We start from the raw sequence: 17,044 nt of genomic DNA on the forward strand, positions 1-17,044 counted from the left end.
CTCACGACACACCGAAGCGCGCGGCCAAGGCGTCCCGCTGCGCCCGTACGAACGCCGCGTCCACCACCGCCCCGTGCCCCGGCACGTACAGCGCGTCCTCGCCGCCCAGCTCCAGCAGCCGGTCCAGCGCCGCGGGCCACCGCCGGGGGAGGGCGTCCGGGCCGGCCTGGGGCTCGCCGGACTCCTCCACCACGTCCCCGCAGAAGACGATCTCGGGGGCGCCGCCCCGCCCCGGGACGAAGACCGCCAGGTCGTGCGCGGTGTGGGCGGGCCCGATGTTGGCCAGCAGCACCTCCCGGCCGCCGCCCAGGTCCAGCGTCAGCTCGCCGCTGACGGGGTGGTGCGGCAGCACGAGGGCCGCGGCGGCCTCGTCCGCGGCCCCGGCCGGGAGCCCGTTCCGCACGGCGTCCCGCCGCAGCTCCTCCGCGTCGTGCCGCATCAGCTCGGCGGCGCCCACGGCCGCGTACACCTCCGCGTGCAGGAACGCCGCCGTGCCGAACACGTGGTCGAAGTGCGGGTGCGTGAGAGCGATATGCGTCACTCTGCGGTCGAACAGCTCGCGCACCTCGTGCCCGAGCTCCGCCCCCTCCGCAACCGTCGCCCCGGTGTCCACGAGCAGCACACCCGTACTGCCGACGATCACTCCTGCTGTGGCGTCCCACGCAGGCATACGGCGGCGCGCGACCCCCGGCGCGAGCCGTTCCCACCGTGCTTCCGCCCCCTGGCCTTGCTGACCGCTGTCCATGACCAGGACGCTAGCGGGAGCGCGGTACGGTTGCCCGTCCGGCCGTGCGTGCCCAGGCCTGCGGGCACGCGGCGAGGACGGCTCTTGCCCTGCCTGTGGTGCACGGCCGTACACTGGCTGGAGGGCTTTGGCACTCGCCACCACTGAGTGCCAGGAACGGCCCCGTAAGACGGTCTGGACTTGGAGGTGCGCGCGATGCTGAGCGAACGCAGGCTCGAGGTGTTGCGCGCCATCGTCCAGGACTATGTGGGCACCGAGGAGCCCGTAGGCTCCAAGGCCCTCACCGAGCGGCACCGCCTGGGCGTGTCCCCGGCCACGGTGCGCAATGACATGGCCGCGCTGGAGGAGGAGGGCTTCATCGCCCAGCCGCACACCAGCGCCGGCCGCATCCCGACCGACAAGGGCTACCGGCTCTTCGTCGACCGGCTCGCGGGCGTCAAGCCCCTCTCGTCCCCCGAACGGCGCGCCATCCAGAACTTCCTGGACGGCGCCGTCGATCTGGACGACGTCGTGGGGCGCACGGTCCGCCTGCTGGCGCAGCTGACCCGGCAGGTCGCGGTGGTGCAGTATCCGTCGCTGACCCGTTCGACGGTGCGCCACGTGGAGCTGCTCTCGCTCGCGCCGGCCCGTGTCATGCTCGTCCTGATCACCGACACCGGACGGGTCGAGCAGCGCATGATCGACTGCCCGGCCCCGATCGGGGAGAACTCCCTGGCGGACCTCCGCGCCCGGCTCAACAGCCGCGTCGTGGGCCGTCGGTTCGCGGACGTGCCGCAGCTCGTCTCGGATCTCGCCGACTCCTTCGAGCAGGAGGACCGCGGAACCGTTTCTACGGTGCTCGCCACCCTCCTGGAGACGCTCGTCGAGGAGACCGAGGAGCGGCTGATGATCGGCGGCACCGCCAACCTCACCCGTTTCGGGCACGACTTCCCCCTGACCATCCGGCCCGTGCTGGAGGCGCTGGAGGAGCAGGTCGTGCTGCTGAAGCTGCTGGGCGAGGCCAAGGACTCCGGGATGACGGTCCGCATCGGCCATGAGAACGCTCACGAGGGACTGAACTCCACATCGGTCGTCGCCGTCGGCTACGGTTCGGGCGACGAGGCAGTCGCCAAACTCGGCGTGGTCGGACCGACCCGCATGGACTACCCCGGAACGATGGGAGCGGTACGCGCAGTGGCACGTTACGTCGGACAGATCCTGGCGGAGTCGTAAGTGGCCACGGACTACTACGCGGTCCTGGGCGTACGGCGTGACGCCTCGCAGGACGAGATCAAGAAGGCCTTCCGCCGCCTCGCCCGCGAGCTGCACCCGGACGTCAATCCGGACCCGAAGACGCAGGAGCGGTTCAAGGAGATCAACGCCGCCTACGAGGTGCTCTCGGACCCGCAGAAGAAGCAGGTCTACGACCTCGGCGGCGACCCGCTCTCGGCGTCCGGCGGCGGTGGCGGCGGCGCCGGTGGTTTCGGCGCGGGCTTCGGCAACTTCTCCGACATCATGGACGCCTTCTTCGGACAGGCGTCGCAGCGCGGCCCGCGTTCGCGCACCCGGCGCGGCCAGGACGCCATGATCCGTCTCGAAGTGACCCTCGACGAGGCCGCGTTCGGGACCACCAAGGAGATCCAGGTCGACACCGCCGTCGTCTGCACCACGTGCAGCGGCGAGGGCGCGGCCCCGGGCACCTCCGCCCAGACGTGCGACATGTGCCGCGGCCGCGGTGAGGTCTCGCAGGTCACCCGCTCCTTCCTCGGCCAGGTCATGACCTCCCGGCCGTGCCCGCAGTGCCAGGGCTTCGGCACGGTCGTGCCGACCCCCTGCCCGGAGTGCGCCGGCGACGGCCGCGTCCGCTCGCGGCGCAGCCTGACCGTCAAGATCCCGGCCGGTGTCGACAACGGCACCCGGATCCAGCTCGCGGGCGAGGGCGAGGTCGGCCCCGGCGGCGGCCCCGCCGGCGACCTCTACGTCGAGATCCACGAGAAGCAGCACCCGGTCTTCCAGCGTCGCGGCGACGACCTGCACTGCACGGTCACCATCCCGATGACGGCCGCGGCCCTCGGCACCAAGGTGCCGCTGGAGACCCTGGACGGCGTCGAGGAGATCGACATCCGGCCCGGCACGCAGTCGGGCCAGTCGATCCCGCTGCACCAGCGCGGCGTCACGCACCTGCGCGGCGGCGGGCGCGGCGACCTCATCGTGCACGTCGAGGTGATCACCCCCAACAAGCTGGATCCGCAGCAGGAGGACCTGCTGCGGCAGCTCGCGAAGCTGCGGGGCGAGGAGCGCCCGATGGGCGAGTTCAAGCCGGGGCAGCAGGGGCTGTTCTCGCGGCTGAAGGACGCGTTCAACGGGCGCTGAGGTCCGGTCGGCGCCCCGGGCCAATGGGCGCTGAGGTCTGCTGAGGGGCGTCCGGGCCGGCGGGCGCTGAGGCCTTCGTGGCCACTGAAACATCCCGTCGCCGGACGGGCCCTGAGCGGGCCCGTCCGGCGATTGTCATCGCCCGACACCGTCTGTGACACGATGTGGTCATGGCTTTCGAACCCAGGGTGGCCTCCGCGCTCGCCGGCCTGTGCCGGCGGCATCCGCTCGTGCAGGCACCCATGGCGGGCGGCGCCTCCGGGCCGGCCCTCGCCGCGGCGGTCTCCGACGCGGGCGGCCTCGGCTTCCTGGCAGCTGGTTACAAGACGCCCGCGGCGATGTACGAGGAGATCAAGCAGCTCCGCGCCCGTACCGCCGCACCCTTCGGTGTGAATCTCTTCATGCCGCAGCCCCCCGCCGCCGACCCGGCCGCCGTCGAGGTCTACGCCGAGCAGCTCGCCGGCGAGTCCGCCTGGTACGAGACGCCCCTGGGCGACTGGGACCAGGGCTGCGACGACGCCTACGAGGCGAAGCTCGCGCTCCTCCTCGACGACCCCGTGCCGGTCGTCTCCTTCACCTTCGGCTGCCCCTCGCCGGAGGCCGTCACCGCCCTCCGCGCCGCCGGCACGCTCACCGTCGTGACCGTGACCTCGTCCGCCGAGGCGCTGGCCGCCCGCGACGCCGGCGCGGACGCGGTGTGCGCCCAGGGCACCGAGGCCGGCGGCCACCAGGGCACCCACCACGACGACCCGCACGCCGACGGCACGGGCGCCGGCCTCGGCCTGCTCTCCCTGATCGCCCAGGTGCGCGACGCCGTGGACCTGCCGGTGATCGCCGCCGGCGGGCTGATGCGTGGCGAGCAGATAGCCGCCGTCCTCACCGCGGGCGCCTGCGCCGCACAGCTCGGCACCGCCTTCCTGGCCTGTCCGGAATCCGGCGCCCACGCGCTGCACAAACAGGCCCTGACCGACCCGCTGTTCCCCGGTACGGAGCTGACGCGAGCCTTCTCGGGCCGCCCGGCCCGCGGGCTGGTGAACCGTTTCATCCGCGAGCACGGCCCGTACGCCCCCGCCGCGTACCCCCAGGTCCACTATCTGACGGCGGGGCTGCGCAAGGCCGCCGCGGCGGCGGGCGACCCGCAGGCCATGAACCTGTGGGCGGGCCAGGGCCACCGCCTGGCCAGGCCGCTGCCCGCCGCGGAACTGGTCGGGGTGCTGATGGCCGAACTGCGGGAAGCCCGGGGGGCTTTGAGCGACATGCGAGGGAGCAAGTCATGACAGCGCCGGTGTTCCTGGTCGAGGAGGACGCCCTGACGGGGGTCTTCCCCGGTACGGTCTTCCCGCTCGACGGACCGGAAGGGCGCCACGCCGTCTCCGTCCGCCGCCTCCGGGTCGGCGAGGAGATCGGCCTGACGGACGGTCAGGGCAATGCCGCGTTCGGCACGGTGGCCGCCGTCGAGGGCAAGGACCACCTGGACGTCGCCGTGACGTCCGTACGCTCCGAGCCGCTCCCCGACCCCCGCATCACCGTCGTCCAGGCCCTGCCCAAGGGCGACCGCGGCGAACTGGCCGTCGAGACGATGACCGAGACCGGCGTCGACGCCGTCGTCCCCTGGGCCGCCTCGCGCTGCATCACCCAGTGGAAGGGCGACCGCGGCCTGAAGGCCCTCGGCAAGTGGCGCGCCACGGCCCGCGAGGCCGGCAAGCAGTCGCGCCGCCTGCGCTTCCCCACGGTCGCCGAGCCGATGACGACCCGGCAGGTCGCCGCGCTGCTCGCGGACGCGGCCTTCGCCGCCGTCCTCCACGAGGAGGGCCACAGCGCGCCCCTCGCCACGGCGCCGCTGCCCGCCACGGGCGACATCGTCCTCGTCGTCGGCCCTGAGGGAGGCGTCTCCCCGGAGGAACTGGCGGCCTTCGCCGAAGCCGGCGCCCAGCCGTACCGCCTGGGGCCGAGCGTCCTGCGGACCTCCACGGCGGGCACGGCGGCGACGGCCCTCCTGCTGGGACGCACGGGCCGCTGGTCCTGAGCGGGGCCGAGCCGCCCCAGCGGCTCGGGCCCCGGATTCACGGGGGAACGACGGGGGAACTTCGGAGGGACGGAATGACGGGGGTCACGAGGGGGGAGCCGGCTCTGCCATGGCAGCACAACTCCGCACACGGGACTACGGCCAGATGCTCGATCTCGTCGTCGCGGTTCTGGAGAACGAGGACGCCGACGCGGCCTGGCACGTGATGGCCCGGCAACTGCTGGACTCACTGGGCTGCGACTCGGCGACCTTCTCGCACGTACAGGTCACCGAGGGCACGGGCAGGGTCGTCGGGTGGGCACCGGAACCGCTGAGCCGGATCGTGGACGGCCTGGTCCAGCGCCGCATCCAACAGCGGCACCCCCTGCTGGAGTACGGGCTGACCGAGACGGAACCGGTGAACGTCGCCGACATCTGCGACGGCTGGCGCAACACGTCCTGGTACCGGGAGGCGCGCCGCGACTTCGGCGTCACCCAGCAGGTCGGCGTGCCGCTCCTCCACCAGGACGGCAAGATGTGCGTCGCCCTCCTGGGCCGCCGCGGTGACTTCGCCTCCCACGACCTCGCCTTCCTGAGACGCCTCCAGCCGGTGATCCAGACCATGGGCAGCCACCTGGCCGAAATGAAGCGCCTCCGGAGCGTGGGCACCCCCACCGCAGGCGCCGACCTCACACCCCGCGAGGCGACGGTGCTGGGCCTCCTGGCGGAGGGCCTGACCGCGGCCGCCATCGCCCGCCGCCTGGCGATCTCGCCCCACACGGTGAACCGCCACCTGGAGCGCATCTACCGGAAGCTCGGGACGAACAACCGTGTCTCGACGCTGATGGTCGCGCGGCAGGAGGGCCTGGTCGCCTGAACGGGTGACGCGTGGGCCCAACTCGACAGCCTGGAAGCGGTATTGTCATTTCGCGGCGCACCTAGTGCGCCCCCTCCCACGAGGACGTGGCTACATCTCACCGGACGCTCGCCCAGGGCGCCCGGCGTGGGCGTCCTCCGGAGCACCCCCGGGCAGGGTGCGCTTGTAGGGAGGGGGCGCCCATGGGACGCCACCGGAAGAAGCCGCTTCTCGAACGGATCTTCGCGGTGATCCGCGAGTTCGGGAGGTGGCTGACCGGACGGTAACCGCCAGTCCTCACAGAGCCTGAGGGCTGACGGTCACACGCCGTCTGATCTCTTTCGGCGGACCCTCGTCGCGGACTAGCCCTCCGGGACGGGGGTCTCTACGTGCAACCGGGCGCCCAGCGCACGCATACCAAGCTAGCACTTGCGTCAGCGGTCGCACCATGACCGGCAACGGCCTGAGCCTCGTCCACGCACCCTCGGCGTAGGAAGATCTTCCTATGGTGGGGGCACCTGCCGTGGGCGACGCTTGACCTCGGAAGAACCGAGGCCGGCCGCCGGATACGGGGGTACCGGCGGCCGCCGGGTCAGCGGGGTCAGCGGGGTCAGCGCGCGCTGAATGTTCCGGTTTTTATTCGGGCGAGGAAGGGCCGGAGTCTCACGGGGGTTGTGGCGAGTATGACGTCGGGGGTGTCGCTCTCGCGGAGGAGCACCTCACCTGAAAGGGTCGAAGCCAGGTACACGCACGAGGAGGCCTCTTCACTGTAGGAGGACTTCTGCCAGTTGAGGTGGTGGGCCACTTTCCGTCCCCTTCAGATGGCCTTCGCGATGTGGTGGATGAGTTCGCGTGACGCCTTCTGATCGAGGGCGATCGTCTCCATACGGTCCAGCATCTGGCGGTACTTCTCCAGCTGCGCTGGCGCATCGATCATGGCGCCACCGTGGGCAATGTCGAGTGCCAAGGTGTCGAGTTGAGGTACCGGTCCATGGAAGTAGTCGGCTCCATGGCCGGTAGTCGGGAACGCAACGCTTCCGAACGGGATCACCAGGATGGTGATGTTCGCCCGCTCGCCCATGGCGAGCAGGTGGTCGAGCTGAGCCTTGGCGGTTGCACGGCCGCCGAACTGCATGCGGAGAGCCGCCTCATGGATGATCGCCGTGTACGGCGGAGGCACATCGCGGTAGAGGATCGCCTGGCGCTTGATGCGATGGGAAACGCGGTACTCGATTTCGTGAGGCAGGAGCTGCGGTACTGCCTCACGAAAGATCGTGCGAGCCTGATCCGTCGTCTGCAAAAGTCCGGGAATGTGGATTACTTGAGCCACGCGTAGTGCGGTCGCATGGTGTTCGAGCTCCGCGAGGTCGGTCAGGCCGCTGGGCAGCGTGTCACGGTACTCCTCCCACCAGCCTCGCTTTCGCTCACCCGTCATTGCGGCCAGGGCTTCGATCAGCGTCTGGTCCGCACAGTCGTAGTTGATGGCGAACGTGCGGACCCGGTCTGCGCTCACCCCGTAGCGCCCGGCTTCGATGCTGCTGACTCGCGACTGTGTGATTCCGAGCCGCGCTCCGGCCTCTGTCGCGGTCAGGTCGGCGCGCTCGCGAAGCCTGCGCAGTTCGGTGCCGAGGCGACGCCGCCGGATGGTCGGTGAGGGAGTGCTCGGTGGCATCGCGTTCCTTCACTGCTCGTACGTGTGCATGACGGCATCGCTCGAACGGGTTATGTGTGAGTCGTATCCCACGCTTTCCATGGGATGTATCCCATGAGGTCGCTACGGTGTGACGTGGGCCACTTGAGTGGCCCAATCCATCCGCTGTTGGGAGGCCTCGTGGCAACCGTATCGGGATCGCAGCCTTGGACGTACACGCTCGAACTGCCGCGCGATCGGTCCGCGCCGGTGGTGGCCAGGGCCCTGCTGCGGACCGCGCTTCGGGAGCGCGGGATGGAGGAACTCGTGGACGAGGCGGAGTCGTTGGCGCTGGAGCTCATCGTGGGTGCACCGGCGCACGTTGGTGGGGCGGTGCGACTGCGGCTGCGGGGCGTGGAGGGCGGGCGCCTGCAGGTGAGCGTGGGCGGGCACATCGTCGAGGTGCCGGAGGAGCACGCCCGCGCGGCCGTACCCCTCACTGGTTGCAGGGAGTGCGCGGCGCTGGAGGCGGCGCGGCGGGAGGCCGAGGTCAGGTACGGCGGGGAGAGGGCGGTGGACGCGGCAATTGCCCTCCGCCGCCACTTCCGCACCACGCACCGGCTGCCGGAAGGGGCGGCGGGATGAGCACGGTGGTGGGCCGCCTGGTAGCCAGGTGCGCGCACGGGGAGGGGTGGACGCAGGAGGGGGACACGGCGAGCTGCGACCGCTGCGGAACGCGGCGCTTCACGGGGTATGCGGCCCTGCTGCTCCCGGAGTTGCCGCAACGGGCCGCGCGTGCGCGCGCTTCACGCGGGCTGCGGCGGGATGGGCGTCGACGCCCCGGTTGGCGGTAGGACCCCATACGGCTCCCCCCGACGCATGACCCGCCCACCGGCCCCGGTCGCCGCAGTGCAACTCCTCACCCGTATCCGGTGGCGAACGGTCACGGCACGGGGTTTCGCGGCTTACGGTTGCGGGCGGTTTGCCGGCTTGGCGGCGAGTGGGGGCGAGCGTCAAGACAGGCTGGCAGCAGGGGGAGGGGTGGGGGGCGCGGGTCCGGTTTGGGATTGCCTGGGGCCGGTGGGCGGTTGGCCGCCGTACTCCTGCCGTCACGGATGCGGGTGCGTGAGGAGACCTTGCGCGTGGGATGTGGCTGGCGGGGAGCTGGCAGCTGCCGCGATGTGTCTGGGCCCGTCGTGGGCGCTTCGCTCAGTTTCTCGCCGTTGTGGCTGGGCGGGCGGGTGCGGATGGGAGGGGGTTCGTGGGTGGTGGGTCGTTCTTGGCCCGGAAATCCACCGGCTGGGACGTGGTCCTGGCGGATATGGGGGCTCGACTGCCTGTTGGCGGTCTTTTCCCCTTCCCGGCACGGGAATCCACCGGCCTGAGGGTCAGGCGGGTGGATAGCGGGGCCCCGCCTGCTTCTAGCGGCCTCGAGCCGCTGACGGCGGCCAGCCTGCCTGCCGCCCTTGGGGCGATCGGTCTGAAGTGCACGGCCGCGGCGGCCCAGGTAAGCCTCAGCCGCTGCTTTCCGGTGGAGGTCTGGGAGGTCCTGTTCGACGCCGCGGCCGAGGGAGGAGCGTATGAATCGGCGGAGTACGGCGCCTATGGCCGCCTTGCGGCCTGGCGTTCCCTGGCCGGACTGACGGGAGTGGAAGAGAGCACCCCGGTGGCCGAGGTCGAGGCGTTGGCGGCGGCCTACCGGTGGTACAGCTTCGGCACCGACAGCGGGGGTGGTTCTTCCGCCAGCGCTGGGACCTCGCCATCATGGCCCTCTCACCGAACGGCCGCCGACTGGCTGTGCTGGCAGCCACGGACACCTACTGAGCGCCAGCGCATCCGAGGCAGACGGTCAGCTCCACCCTCACCTGGTCGCCCGCCACGACGGTCCCGACGATCCGGGCCTCGACGGGACCACCGGCGGGCTGTCTGACGTACTGGTCGTCGCCGTTCTCCGATGCGACCCAGTCCGCCGCGAGCCAGGAGTACGAGGCGGCGTCGACGCCGACGGCCACGGAGCCACGACGGGCGTCACTCACGCCGACTCGCCGAACGAGCGCTCCAGTGATCCTGCCTAAGGATCAGGCCCGGCGCGTCACGTGATCCATGGTCAGCTCACCTACGGCATTCCAGCGCTTTCTCGACATCTCCCGACCGTTCTCATCGAAAACGACCACTTCCGACGGCCGGCCGTTGGCGTGCCAGTACCGCCACTCACCTACCGCGGCACCCATGATGGTCACGCCCTCGGCCCGCTTGGTCCCGTCCGGCCACCACTCCTGCTGCCGCCCGTGCTCGATGCCCGAGCAGTAGGTGCCGAGCAGCTCGGTGTGCCCGTTGTCCGCGACTTCCTCGACCTCCCCGGTGAACAGTTCCCCTGCGTGACAGGTGCGTCCGTACTCGTCCAAGTAGGTCTGATCGCCTTTGATACGCATCGCCCGTACTGAAGTCGGCGTCGCCGCGAGCGGTTTCGCCGGCGGCTCGGCACCACCACGAGCCTCGGTGATGGGCCCTGACTCGTGCTCGGCGGCGCGCTGCCCGCGCGCTGCGAACTTGCGCCTGAGCTCTGCGCGCCAGCGCGCGGCGTTGCTGCCGTCCAATTGCCCGGCGAAGGCGGCACGGGCGGCGTCGACGAGTTCGGCAGGGGCCCCCGGACCGTACTTGGCGATCTCCCACAGCGCGTCATCCGTTGCCATGTCGAGCCCAGTGCAGGTCCGCAAACCCTGGCCACTGAGCGCCTCTTCCAGCACGGCGCCGAAAGTCCTCGTCAACTGGTCCTCGGTCAGCCGATCACCGCGCATGGACCCACCCCTCCCCGAAGCGAACGAACTGTCCCGTCCTTGTACGACGGCCGGCGCGATCGGGCGGGTTCCCGCCACCGTCACCGCTCGCATCCTGCCGAACGATCCACCCGGCGACAACAATGCCGTCGAGCCGAAGCTCGGTAGTTGTCACATATTGATCTGAAACGGTTGGGTTCTGGGTCGTTGGTGGGGGTGAGTGATCTGGTGGGGGACGCGCGGCATCTGTCGCCGTCGGCGCAGGAGGCCCTGCGACTGCGGGCGGTGGCTGCGTTGGTGGCGGGGCGGGACCGTGAGGACGTGGCAGCGGTCTTCGGGGTGTCGCTGAAGGCGGTCGACACGTGGTGGGCGAAGTGGCAGGCCGGCGGCCGGGAGGCGCTGGCCATGCGGCCGCGGGGCAAGCCGGTCGGGGTGCGGCGAGAAGGGCAGGACACCCGTCGTGCGGCGGAGCGGGAACCGGGTCTCGGTGAGCGCGATGTCGGCAATCAGCACCAAGGGCCGGATGCACTTCATGGTCTTCACCGAGAGCTTCACCGCCGAGGTGATGTGCCGTTTCCTGGACCGGCTCGCCGGCCACTTCGACCACAAGGTCCACCTCGTCGTCGACGGGCACTCCGCCCACCGGTCCAAGAAGGTCCGCGACTGGCTCGCCGCCTACCCCGACGACGTCGAGCTGCACTTCCTGCCGCCCTACGCACCCGAGCTGAACGCCGACGAGCTGGTCAACGTGGACCTCAAGCACAGCCTGCCCAAGCAGCACCGGGCCCGTGACCAGGCCGCGAACTCGCCGCCGAGACACGCCGCTTCTTCCACAGACGCCAACGCCAGCCATACATCGTCCGCGGCTACTTCGGCGACCCGCACGTCCGCTACGTCCTGGACGAGAACCCCATCAGTTTCTGATCAATAGTTTGCCCGCCGCGTACCTCCGCTGTCCCACCAGCTCCGCCCCCTCCCACCAGCCCCTACTCAGGGACAGTCGCCCGCTCGACCACGACGGTGGCGAGCTGAGCGAAGCGCCCACGACGGGAGAAAGCACATCGCGGCAGCTGCCAGCTCCCCGCCAGCCACATCCCAGGCGCAAGGTCTCCTCACGCGCCCGCATCCGTGACGGCAGGAGTACGGTGGCCAACCACCTACGCGCCCCAGGCAAAAGCCACCGGACCCTCGCCCCCCGCCCCTCCCCCTGCTGCCAGCCTGTTCTGACCCGCATCCAGCCCACGGATCCGCACCACAACCACAGCCACAAGAGCACCCCCGGTCCCGTAGCCCCCCGGGTCTGCGAAAGTGACCCTGTGTTGCTGACTCCCGAGAAGACCCTGTTCGTACGGGGTGCCACCCCCGTGCTCCTGCTCGCCGACGCTCCCGTCCACCACGCCCTGCCGGTGGTGACCGCGTCCGACGGGGCGGTGCCCCTGTGCGAGGGGTGGAGCATCGTCCCCAAGATGACCCTGTGCGTCGTGGACGGGCCCGGGGATGCAGGGGGCATCATCCCCGCCCTCGCCGCACCAGTAATCGGCGGGAGCCCCGGCCGCACTGAGGGCGCCGGCCCCGGCGACATGGCCGACTGGTGTGCGGACGCCGAGCGCGCCGGTGGCGCGGTCGTCCTCTCCCTCGCATCCGGCGAACTGCCTGCGGTCCTCGATTGGGCCCACCTGCTCGGCTCGGGCACCACCCGCGGCGGGTTCATGCCGAGCATGACCTGACCTGAGCTCACCTGACCTCAGCTCACCTGACCCCACCTCACCACCGCCCCAGACCCACTCGTCCCACCCCACCCGGGAACCACAGTCCACCGAATCCGCGTGCGATTATGTGAGATCGGCAAGGCCAAGAGTTCGGTGGGGGAGGCGGCGATGGGCGGCAGCCCGAGCGGCGGCGACGGCAAGATCCTGGACATCAAGACCGCGGACCTGAAGTCCGCGGCGCCCACCTTCAGCGAGCAGAGCGGCAAGCTGCGCGAGGCCCTGGCGGAGCTGGCCGACACCCTCGACGGTCTCGGTGAGCCGTGGGGCGCGGATGAGCAGGGGAAGGCGTTCGGGGCGTCGTACAAGCCCGCGCGCGACAAGGTCGAGCGCGCAGCGAGGATCTTCGTCACCGGCCTCGCGAGCATTCACGAGGCGATGGTCGACATGTCCGACGGCCACATCGAGAACGACAAGCTGGTCGCTGCGATGTTCTCGAAGAACGGTGCCAAGGGTGCCAAGGGCGGCGGCAGCGGCAAGTGAGCGTCAAGCACAAGGTCCAGCACTTCCTCATCGACTACATGGGTCTGTACTGGCCCGACGGCAACGCGGACAAGCTCCGTAAGGCGGCCAAGGCGTGGCGCAAGTTCGCGGGCGAGGTCGAGAAGGTCCGTACGCCGGTCAACAACCAGGCCACGTCCCTCATCCACAACAACAAGGGTGAGGCGATCGAGGCCTTCGAGGTCTTCTGGCACCGGTACGCCAAGGGCTCGAACGACGGCTGGCTGCACGACCTCGCCGAGTCGTCGAAGAGCATGGCGGACGGCCTGGAGAAACTGGCCAAAGCCATCGACAAGGCGATGGACGAGCTCTGGGAGAAGATCATTGAGGATCTCATCGTCCTCGGAGCCGCCGTCACCCTGGCCTTGGCGACCGGTGGTGCCCTCACCCCCGCTGCCGGTGCCGCCGCGACCGCGATCGTGGAGGCCGGCGCGGCCCTAGGCGTCGCCGTATCCACCACCGTGGCGGAGGTGGCGGGTGTGACGCTGGCTTCGGCGGCGTTCGGTGGTCTGGAGTCCGTCACGGTCAACCTGGCCGTCGCGCAGCCCATCCGCATCGCGCAGGGGCGGCAGCACGGCATCGACCTCACCGAGGCCGGCAACGCCGCCAACGACGGCATGCTCTACGGCGGCATGTTCGGCGGGATGGGCGCCCTCGCGAAGAACGCCGGAGCCGTCGGCGGCTACCGCAACCTCTTCAAGGGCGTCCGCCCCATGGACGTCGAACTCGCCCAGGCCGCCCGCCTCCCCGTCAACATCGACTGCGCCCTGGACCCCATCGACGTCGCGACCGGCGCCATGCTCCTTCCGGCGACCGACGTCACTCTGCCCGGTTCGCTGCCGCTGGTCGTCGAGCGGACGCACGTGTCCTCGTACCGGGCGGGCGCCTGGTTCGGTCCGACCTGGGCCTCCACCTTCGACGAGCGCGTCCAGATCGATGGCGACGGCGTCGTCTACGCGGCCGCGGACGGCATGCGCCTGGTCTACCCGGTGCCCGCCCCGGGTGTGCCGGTCCTTCCGGTGAAGGGCCCGCGCCGGCCTCTGACCTGGGACGGCAGGCCCGGCGGCGTGATGACCATCGCCGACCCGCAGACGGGCATCACCCGCACCTTCGGCGGCGTGGTCCCGACCGAGGAGCCCGGCATCCTCCAGCTGCCGCTGGAGAGCGTGGAGGACCGCAACGGCGCGCGCATCGACTTCGAGCGCACGGCGACGGGCACGCCGACCGGGATCCGCCACTCGGGCGGCTACTACGTAGCGGTGGAGACGGCCGCCATCGGGGAGACGGCCCCGCGCGTGACGGCCCTCCGCCTCCTCGACGAGCCCCCGTCCCCGTACGAGCCGCCGACCGCCCCCGGCCGCGGCACGACCCTCGTCCGCTACGGCTACGACGACGCGGGAAACCTGACGGAGGTCACCAACTCCAGCGGCAAGCCCCTGCGCTTCACGTACGACGCCGAGGGCCGAATAACCTCCTGGACCGACCGCAACGACACCTCCTACAGCTACACGTACGACGCGGACGGCCGCGTGGTCCGTACGGAGGGGAGTGACGGTTTTCTCTCGGGCGCGCTGGCGTACGACACCGCGACCCGTACGACCACGGTCACCGACTCCCTCGGCCACGAGCGCACGTACCGCTACAACGCGGACGCCCTGGTCACGGAGGAGACCGACCCGCTCGGCCACAAGACGGTCACCAAGTGGGACGAGAGGGGCGCGGACCGCCTCTCGGTGACGGATCCGCTGGGCCGTACGACCCGCTACGCGTACGACGAGCAGGGCAACCTCGCCCAGGTGACCCTGCCGGACGGCTCACAGGGCGCGGCGCTCTACAACGGGTTCTGCAAGCCGGTGGAGGTCACGGAGCCGGGCGGCGCGCGCTGGCTCCACACGTACGACGACCGCGGCAACCTCCTCACGACAGTGGATCCGACAGGCGCGGAGATCCGTTACGCCCACGACGACCGGGGCCACCTGACCGCCGTGACGGATGCGCTCGGCCACGTCTCGCAGGTCACATGCGACGCGGCCGGGCTCCCGGTGGAGATCACGGACCCTCTTGGCCACCGCACGACGGTCGTCCGGGATCTCTTCGGCCGGATCGTCGAGGCGGTCGATCCGCTGGGCCGCGTCACGCGCACGACGTGGACGCCGGAGGGAAGGCCGTCCCGGCGCGAGTACCCGGACGGGACGAGCGAGACGTGGACGTGGGACGGCGAGGGCAACCTCGTCACCCACACGGATACCGCGGGCAACACCACCCGCCACGAGGCCGGGCACTTCGACCTCCCGGCCTCCCGGACCGACCCCGACGGGACGACGTACGCGTTCACGTACGACACCGAGCTGCGCCTGACGGGAGTGACGAACCCGCAGGGCCTGACGTGGTCGTACGCCTACGACGCGGCGGGCCGGCTGCGGTCCGAGACGGACTTCAACGGCCGCACGCTGACGTACGCGCACGATGCGGCGGGCGGGCTGACCACCCGTACGAACGGCGCGGGCGAATCCCTGCACTTCACCCGCGACGCGCTGGGGCGGGTGACGGAGCAGCGCGGGGACGCGGGGGAGGGGACGACCTTCGCGTACGACGCGTCCGGCAACCTCGCCCGCGCGGTGAACGCCGACGCGGAGGTTGTCTACGAACGGGACGTGCTCGGGCGTGTGCTGTCGGAGTCGGTGAACGGCCGGACGACGAGCTACGCGTACGACGCGGCAGGCCGTCGGACGCGACGGGTGACCCCGTCCGGGCTCGCCTCGGAGTGGACGTACGACGCGGCGGGCCGCCCGACGGCGCTGGTCGGTGACGCGGGCGGGCTGACGTTCACGTACGACGCGGCGGGGCGGGAGACGGAACGCCGGCTGGGCGAGGGCGCGACGCTGACCCAGGACTGGGACGCGGCGGACCGCTTGACGACCCAGGTCGTACGGGGCGGTGCCGACCGCCTCCTGCAGCACCGTTCGTACGCGTACCGCGAGGACGGCTACCTCACCGAGATCCGCGAACTCACCTCCGGCACGCGCCGCTTCGACCTCACCGCGACCGGCCGGGTCACGACGGTCAGCGCCCACGGGTGGAGCGAGCGGTACGCGTACGACGGCGCGGGCAACGTCACGAACGCCGCGGCCCCGGCCCACACGGCCCCCGGGCAGCGCGAGTTCGACGGCACCCTGATCCGCCGCGCGGGCCGCACGACCTACGAACACGACGCCCAAGGCCGGCTCACCCGCAAGACCCGCAAGCTCCTCAACGGCCAGACGCGGACGTGGACGTACGCGTGGGACGCGGAGGACCGCCTGCGCGAGGCGGTGACGCCGGAGGAGGAGCGCTGGCAGTACGCGTACGACCCGCTGGGCCGCCGCATATCGAAGCGCCGGGCGACGGGCGATGGCGAGGGCTCTGAGGAAACGTTCTTCTCGTGGGACGGCACGAGGCTGGCCGAACAGACAACGGCCGACGGCCGGACGACGACCTGGGACTACGCCCCGGGCACGCACCGCCCCCTGACGCAGACGGACTCCACGCGCCTGGTCCGCTCGGCAGGCAAATCACTGATCGCGGAATTCGCGGACGGCGACCCGGAACGGGACTTCGGCACGCGCTTCCACGCCGTCATCACGGACGCGGTCGGCACGCCCACGGAACTGGTGACACCGTCGGGTGAACTGGCGTGGCAACCCCGCACGACCCTCTGGGGCACGCCCCTCCCGGCCCCCGCAGCGGAAAGCGGCATCGACTGCCCCCTCCGCTTCCCGGGCCAGTACGCCGACCCCGAAACGGGCCTGCACTACAACTACTTCCGCTACTACGACCCGGAGACGGCACGGTACGTGTCACTGGATCCACTGGGTCTCGCTCCTGCACCCAATCCTTCTAGCTACGTTCAAAACCCTTTTGCTGCGGCTGATGCGCTGGGTTTGGCGCCGTGCGATGTCAAGGAACTGGGATCACCCAAGAAGTCATCGGAGATGAGGAATAGTCCGGGATCCGTTACGGGCGGTTCGAGCCTTCCGGTCCCTGATGGGCGATGGCTGCGGGGCAGTTCAGGGAATGCCGGTAAAATACCAGGCCAGGTTGCTCAGGCTCTGCAGGGGCGGCAGTTTAAAAATTTTGATGAATTTCGTGAAGCGTTCTGGACAGAGGTTTCGAAGGATCCATCTTTGGCTTCTCAGTTCAATAAGTCCGGGCAAACGTTGATGAGTCAAGGAAAGGCGCCCTTCGTGTCAAAGGATCAGGCGATGGGTGGCAACAGGCGTTATGTTCTCCACCATGCGACTCCGATCCAGCGTGGCGGTGGTGTTTATGATCTTGACAATATCGTCGTAGTTACGCCGCGATACCATAAGGACGTATTGGACCCTAGCTATCATATGGGTGGCTAGTTTCGGAACCGTGGTCGAGATTGTGAG

The 17,044-nt window shown here is 70.4% G+C and carries 17 protein-coding genes and 1 pseudogene; 13 read left to right on the top strand and 5 right to left on the bottom strand.

Going from position 1 to position 17,044, the window contains the following annotated elements; all coding sequences use genetic code 11:
- Position 1: 1 nt before the first annotated feature.
- The gene (locus tag ACFZCD_RS25340; protein ID WP_391834561.1) at positions 2-745 is read right to left on the bottom strand and encodes an MBL fold metallo-hydrolase; all 744 of its coding nucleotides are present in this window, start codon (positions 743-745) and stop codon (positions 2-4) included.
- A 195-nt stretch (positions 746-940) separates the two neighbouring features.
- Between ACFZCD_RS25340 and hrcA the strand changes: the two genes are divergently transcribed.
- The 5 genes from hrcA (at position 941) to ACFZCD_RS25365 (ending at position 5,979) form a co-directional block, all read left to right on the top strand.
- Complete coding sequence (hrcA, locus tag ACFZCD_RS25345; protein WP_391834562.1) at positions 941-1,957, top strand: heat-inducible transcriptional repressor HrcA; 1,017 nt, start codon at positions 941-943, stop codon at positions 1,955-1,957.
- The gene (dnaJ, locus tag ACFZCD_RS25350) at positions 1,958-3,097 is read left to right on the top strand and encodes a molecular chaperone DnaJ (RefSeq protein ID WP_391834564.1); all 1,140 of its coding nucleotides are present in this window, start codon (positions 1,958-1,960) and stop codon (positions 3,095-3,097) included.
- A 170-nt stretch (positions 3,098-3,267) separates the two neighbouring features.
- Positions 3,268-4,374 carry a nitronate monooxygenase gene (locus ACFZCD_RS25355; protein WP_391834566.1) on the top strand — a complete coding sequence of 369 codons (1,107 nt, stop codon included), beginning with the start codon at positions 3,268-3,270 and terminating at the stop codon, positions 4,372-4,374.
- Complete coding sequence (locus ACFZCD_RS25360; RefSeq protein ID WP_391834568.1) at positions 4,371-5,123, top strand: 16S rRNA (uracil(1498)-N(3))-methyltransferase; 753 nt, start codon at positions 4,371-4,373, stop codon at positions 5,121-5,123. Before ACFZCD_RS25355 ends, ACFZCD_RS25360 begins: the two co-directional genes overlap by 4 nt.
- Before the next feature lie 109 nt (positions 5,124-5,232).
- Positions 5,233-5,979, top strand: coding sequence for a response regulator transcription factor (locus ACFZCD_RS25365; protein WP_391834570.1), 747 nt, complete (start codon positions 5,233-5,235; stop codon positions 5,977-5,979).
- A gap of 589 nt (positions 5,980-6,568) precedes the next feature.
- On the opposite strand, the gene ACFZCD_RS25370 is transcribed toward ACFZCD_RS25365, so the two are convergent.
- Both ACFZCD_RS25370 and ACFZCD_RS25375 read right to left on the bottom strand, forming a co-directional pair.
- Positions 6,569-6,763 (bottom strand): DUF397 domain-containing protein, encoded by a 195-nt coding sequence (locus tag ACFZCD_RS25370; RefSeq protein ID WP_391834572.1) that lies wholly within the window; start codon positions 6,761-6,763, stop codon positions 6,569-6,571.
- Between the two features lie 12 nt (positions 6,764-6,775).
- Positions 6,776-7,630: a helix-turn-helix domain-containing protein gene (locus tag ACFZCD_RS25375; RefSeq protein ID WP_391834574.1), complete on the bottom strand. Its 855-nt coding sequence runs from the start codon at positions 7,628-7,630 to the stop codon at positions 6,776-6,778.
- 159 nt (positions 7,631-7,789) lie between these two features.
- On the opposite strand from ACFZCD_RS25375, the gene ACFZCD_RS25380 reads away from it, so the two are divergent.
- The 4 genes and pseudogenes from ACFZCD_RS25380 to ACFZCD_RS25395 all read left to right on the top strand — a co-directional run bounded on the left by ACFZCD_RS25380 (position 7,790) and on the right by ACFZCD_RS25395 (position 9,412).
- Complete coding sequence (locus ACFZCD_RS25380; protein ID WP_391834576.1) at positions 7,790-8,233, top strand: ATP-binding protein; 444 nt, start codon at positions 7,790-7,792, stop codon at positions 8,231-8,233.
- Entirely contained in the window at positions 8,230-8,442 is a 213-nt protein-coding gene (locus ACFZCD_RS25385; RefSeq protein ID WP_391834578.1) for a DUF6255 family natural product biosynthesis protein, read from the top strand. The genes ACFZCD_RS25380 and ACFZCD_RS25385 overlap by 4 nt, the downstream gene beginning before the upstream one ends.
- A gap of 467 nt (positions 8,443-8,909) precedes the next feature.
- A pseudogene (locus ACFZCD_RS25390) lies at positions 8,910-9,299 on the top strand (DUF6183 family protein); the annotation flags it as partial.
- A 53-nt stretch (positions 9,300-9,352) separates the two neighbouring features.
- Positions 9,353-9,412, top strand: coding sequence for a hypothetical protein (locus tag ACFZCD_RS25395; protein WP_391834859.1), 60 nt, complete (start codon positions 9,353-9,355; stop codon positions 9,410-9,412).
- On the opposite strand, the gene ACFZCD_RS25400 is transcribed toward ACFZCD_RS25395, so the two are convergent.
- Both ACFZCD_RS25400 and ACFZCD_RS25405 read right to left on the bottom strand, forming a co-directional pair.
- Entirely contained in the window at positions 9,406-9,624 is a 219-nt protein-coding gene (locus ACFZCD_RS25400; protein WP_391834580.1) for a hypothetical protein, read from the bottom strand. The genes ACFZCD_RS25395 and ACFZCD_RS25400 overlap by 7 nt on opposite strands.
- Before the next feature lie 42 nt (positions 9,625-9,666).
- On the bottom strand, positions 9,667-10,386 hold the full coding sequence (locus tag ACFZCD_RS25405) for a toxin-antitoxin system YwqK family antitoxin (RefSeq protein WP_391834582.1): 720 nt from the start codon (positions 10,384-10,386) through the stop codon (positions 9,667-9,669).
- Positions 10,387-10,825: 439 nt separating this feature from the next.
- Here ACFZCD_RS25405 and ACFZCD_RS25410 point away from each other — a divergent pair, with 439 nt between their 5' ends.
- The 4 genes from ACFZCD_RS25410 to ACFZCD_RS25425 all read left to right on the top strand — a co-directional run bounded on the left by ACFZCD_RS25410 (position 10,826) and on the right by ACFZCD_RS25425 (position 17,017).
- Positions 10,826-11,296 carry a transposase gene (locus tag ACFZCD_RS25410; protein ID WP_391834584.1) on the top strand — a complete coding sequence of 157 codons (471 nt, stop codon included), beginning with the start codon at positions 10,826-10,828 and terminating at the stop codon, positions 11,294-11,296.
- 385 nt (positions 11,297-11,681) lie between these two features.
- On the top strand, positions 11,682-12,092 hold the full coding sequence (locus ACFZCD_RS25415; protein ID WP_391834586.1) for a hypothetical protein: 411 nt from the start codon (positions 11,682-11,684) through the stop codon (positions 12,090-12,092).
- 99 nt (positions 12,093-12,191) lie between these two features.
- The gene (locus ACFZCD_RS25420) at positions 12,192-12,614 is read left to right on the top strand and encodes a hypothetical protein (protein WP_391834588.1); all 423 of its coding nucleotides are present in this window, start codon (positions 12,192-12,194) and stop codon (positions 12,612-12,614) included.
- Positions 12,615-12,652: 38 nt separating this feature from the next.
- Entirely contained in the window at positions 12,653-17,017 is a 4,365-nt protein-coding gene (locus ACFZCD_RS25425; protein WP_391834861.1) for a DUF6531 domain-containing protein, read from the top strand.
- The last annotated feature ends 27 nt before the right edge of the window (positions 17,018-17,044 follow it).

This window comes from Streptomyces sp. NPDC008001, assembly GCF_042958085.1.
In the GTDB taxonomy this organism is placed as follows: Bacteria; Actinomycetota; Actinomycetes; order Streptomycetales; family Streptomycetaceae; genus Streptomyces.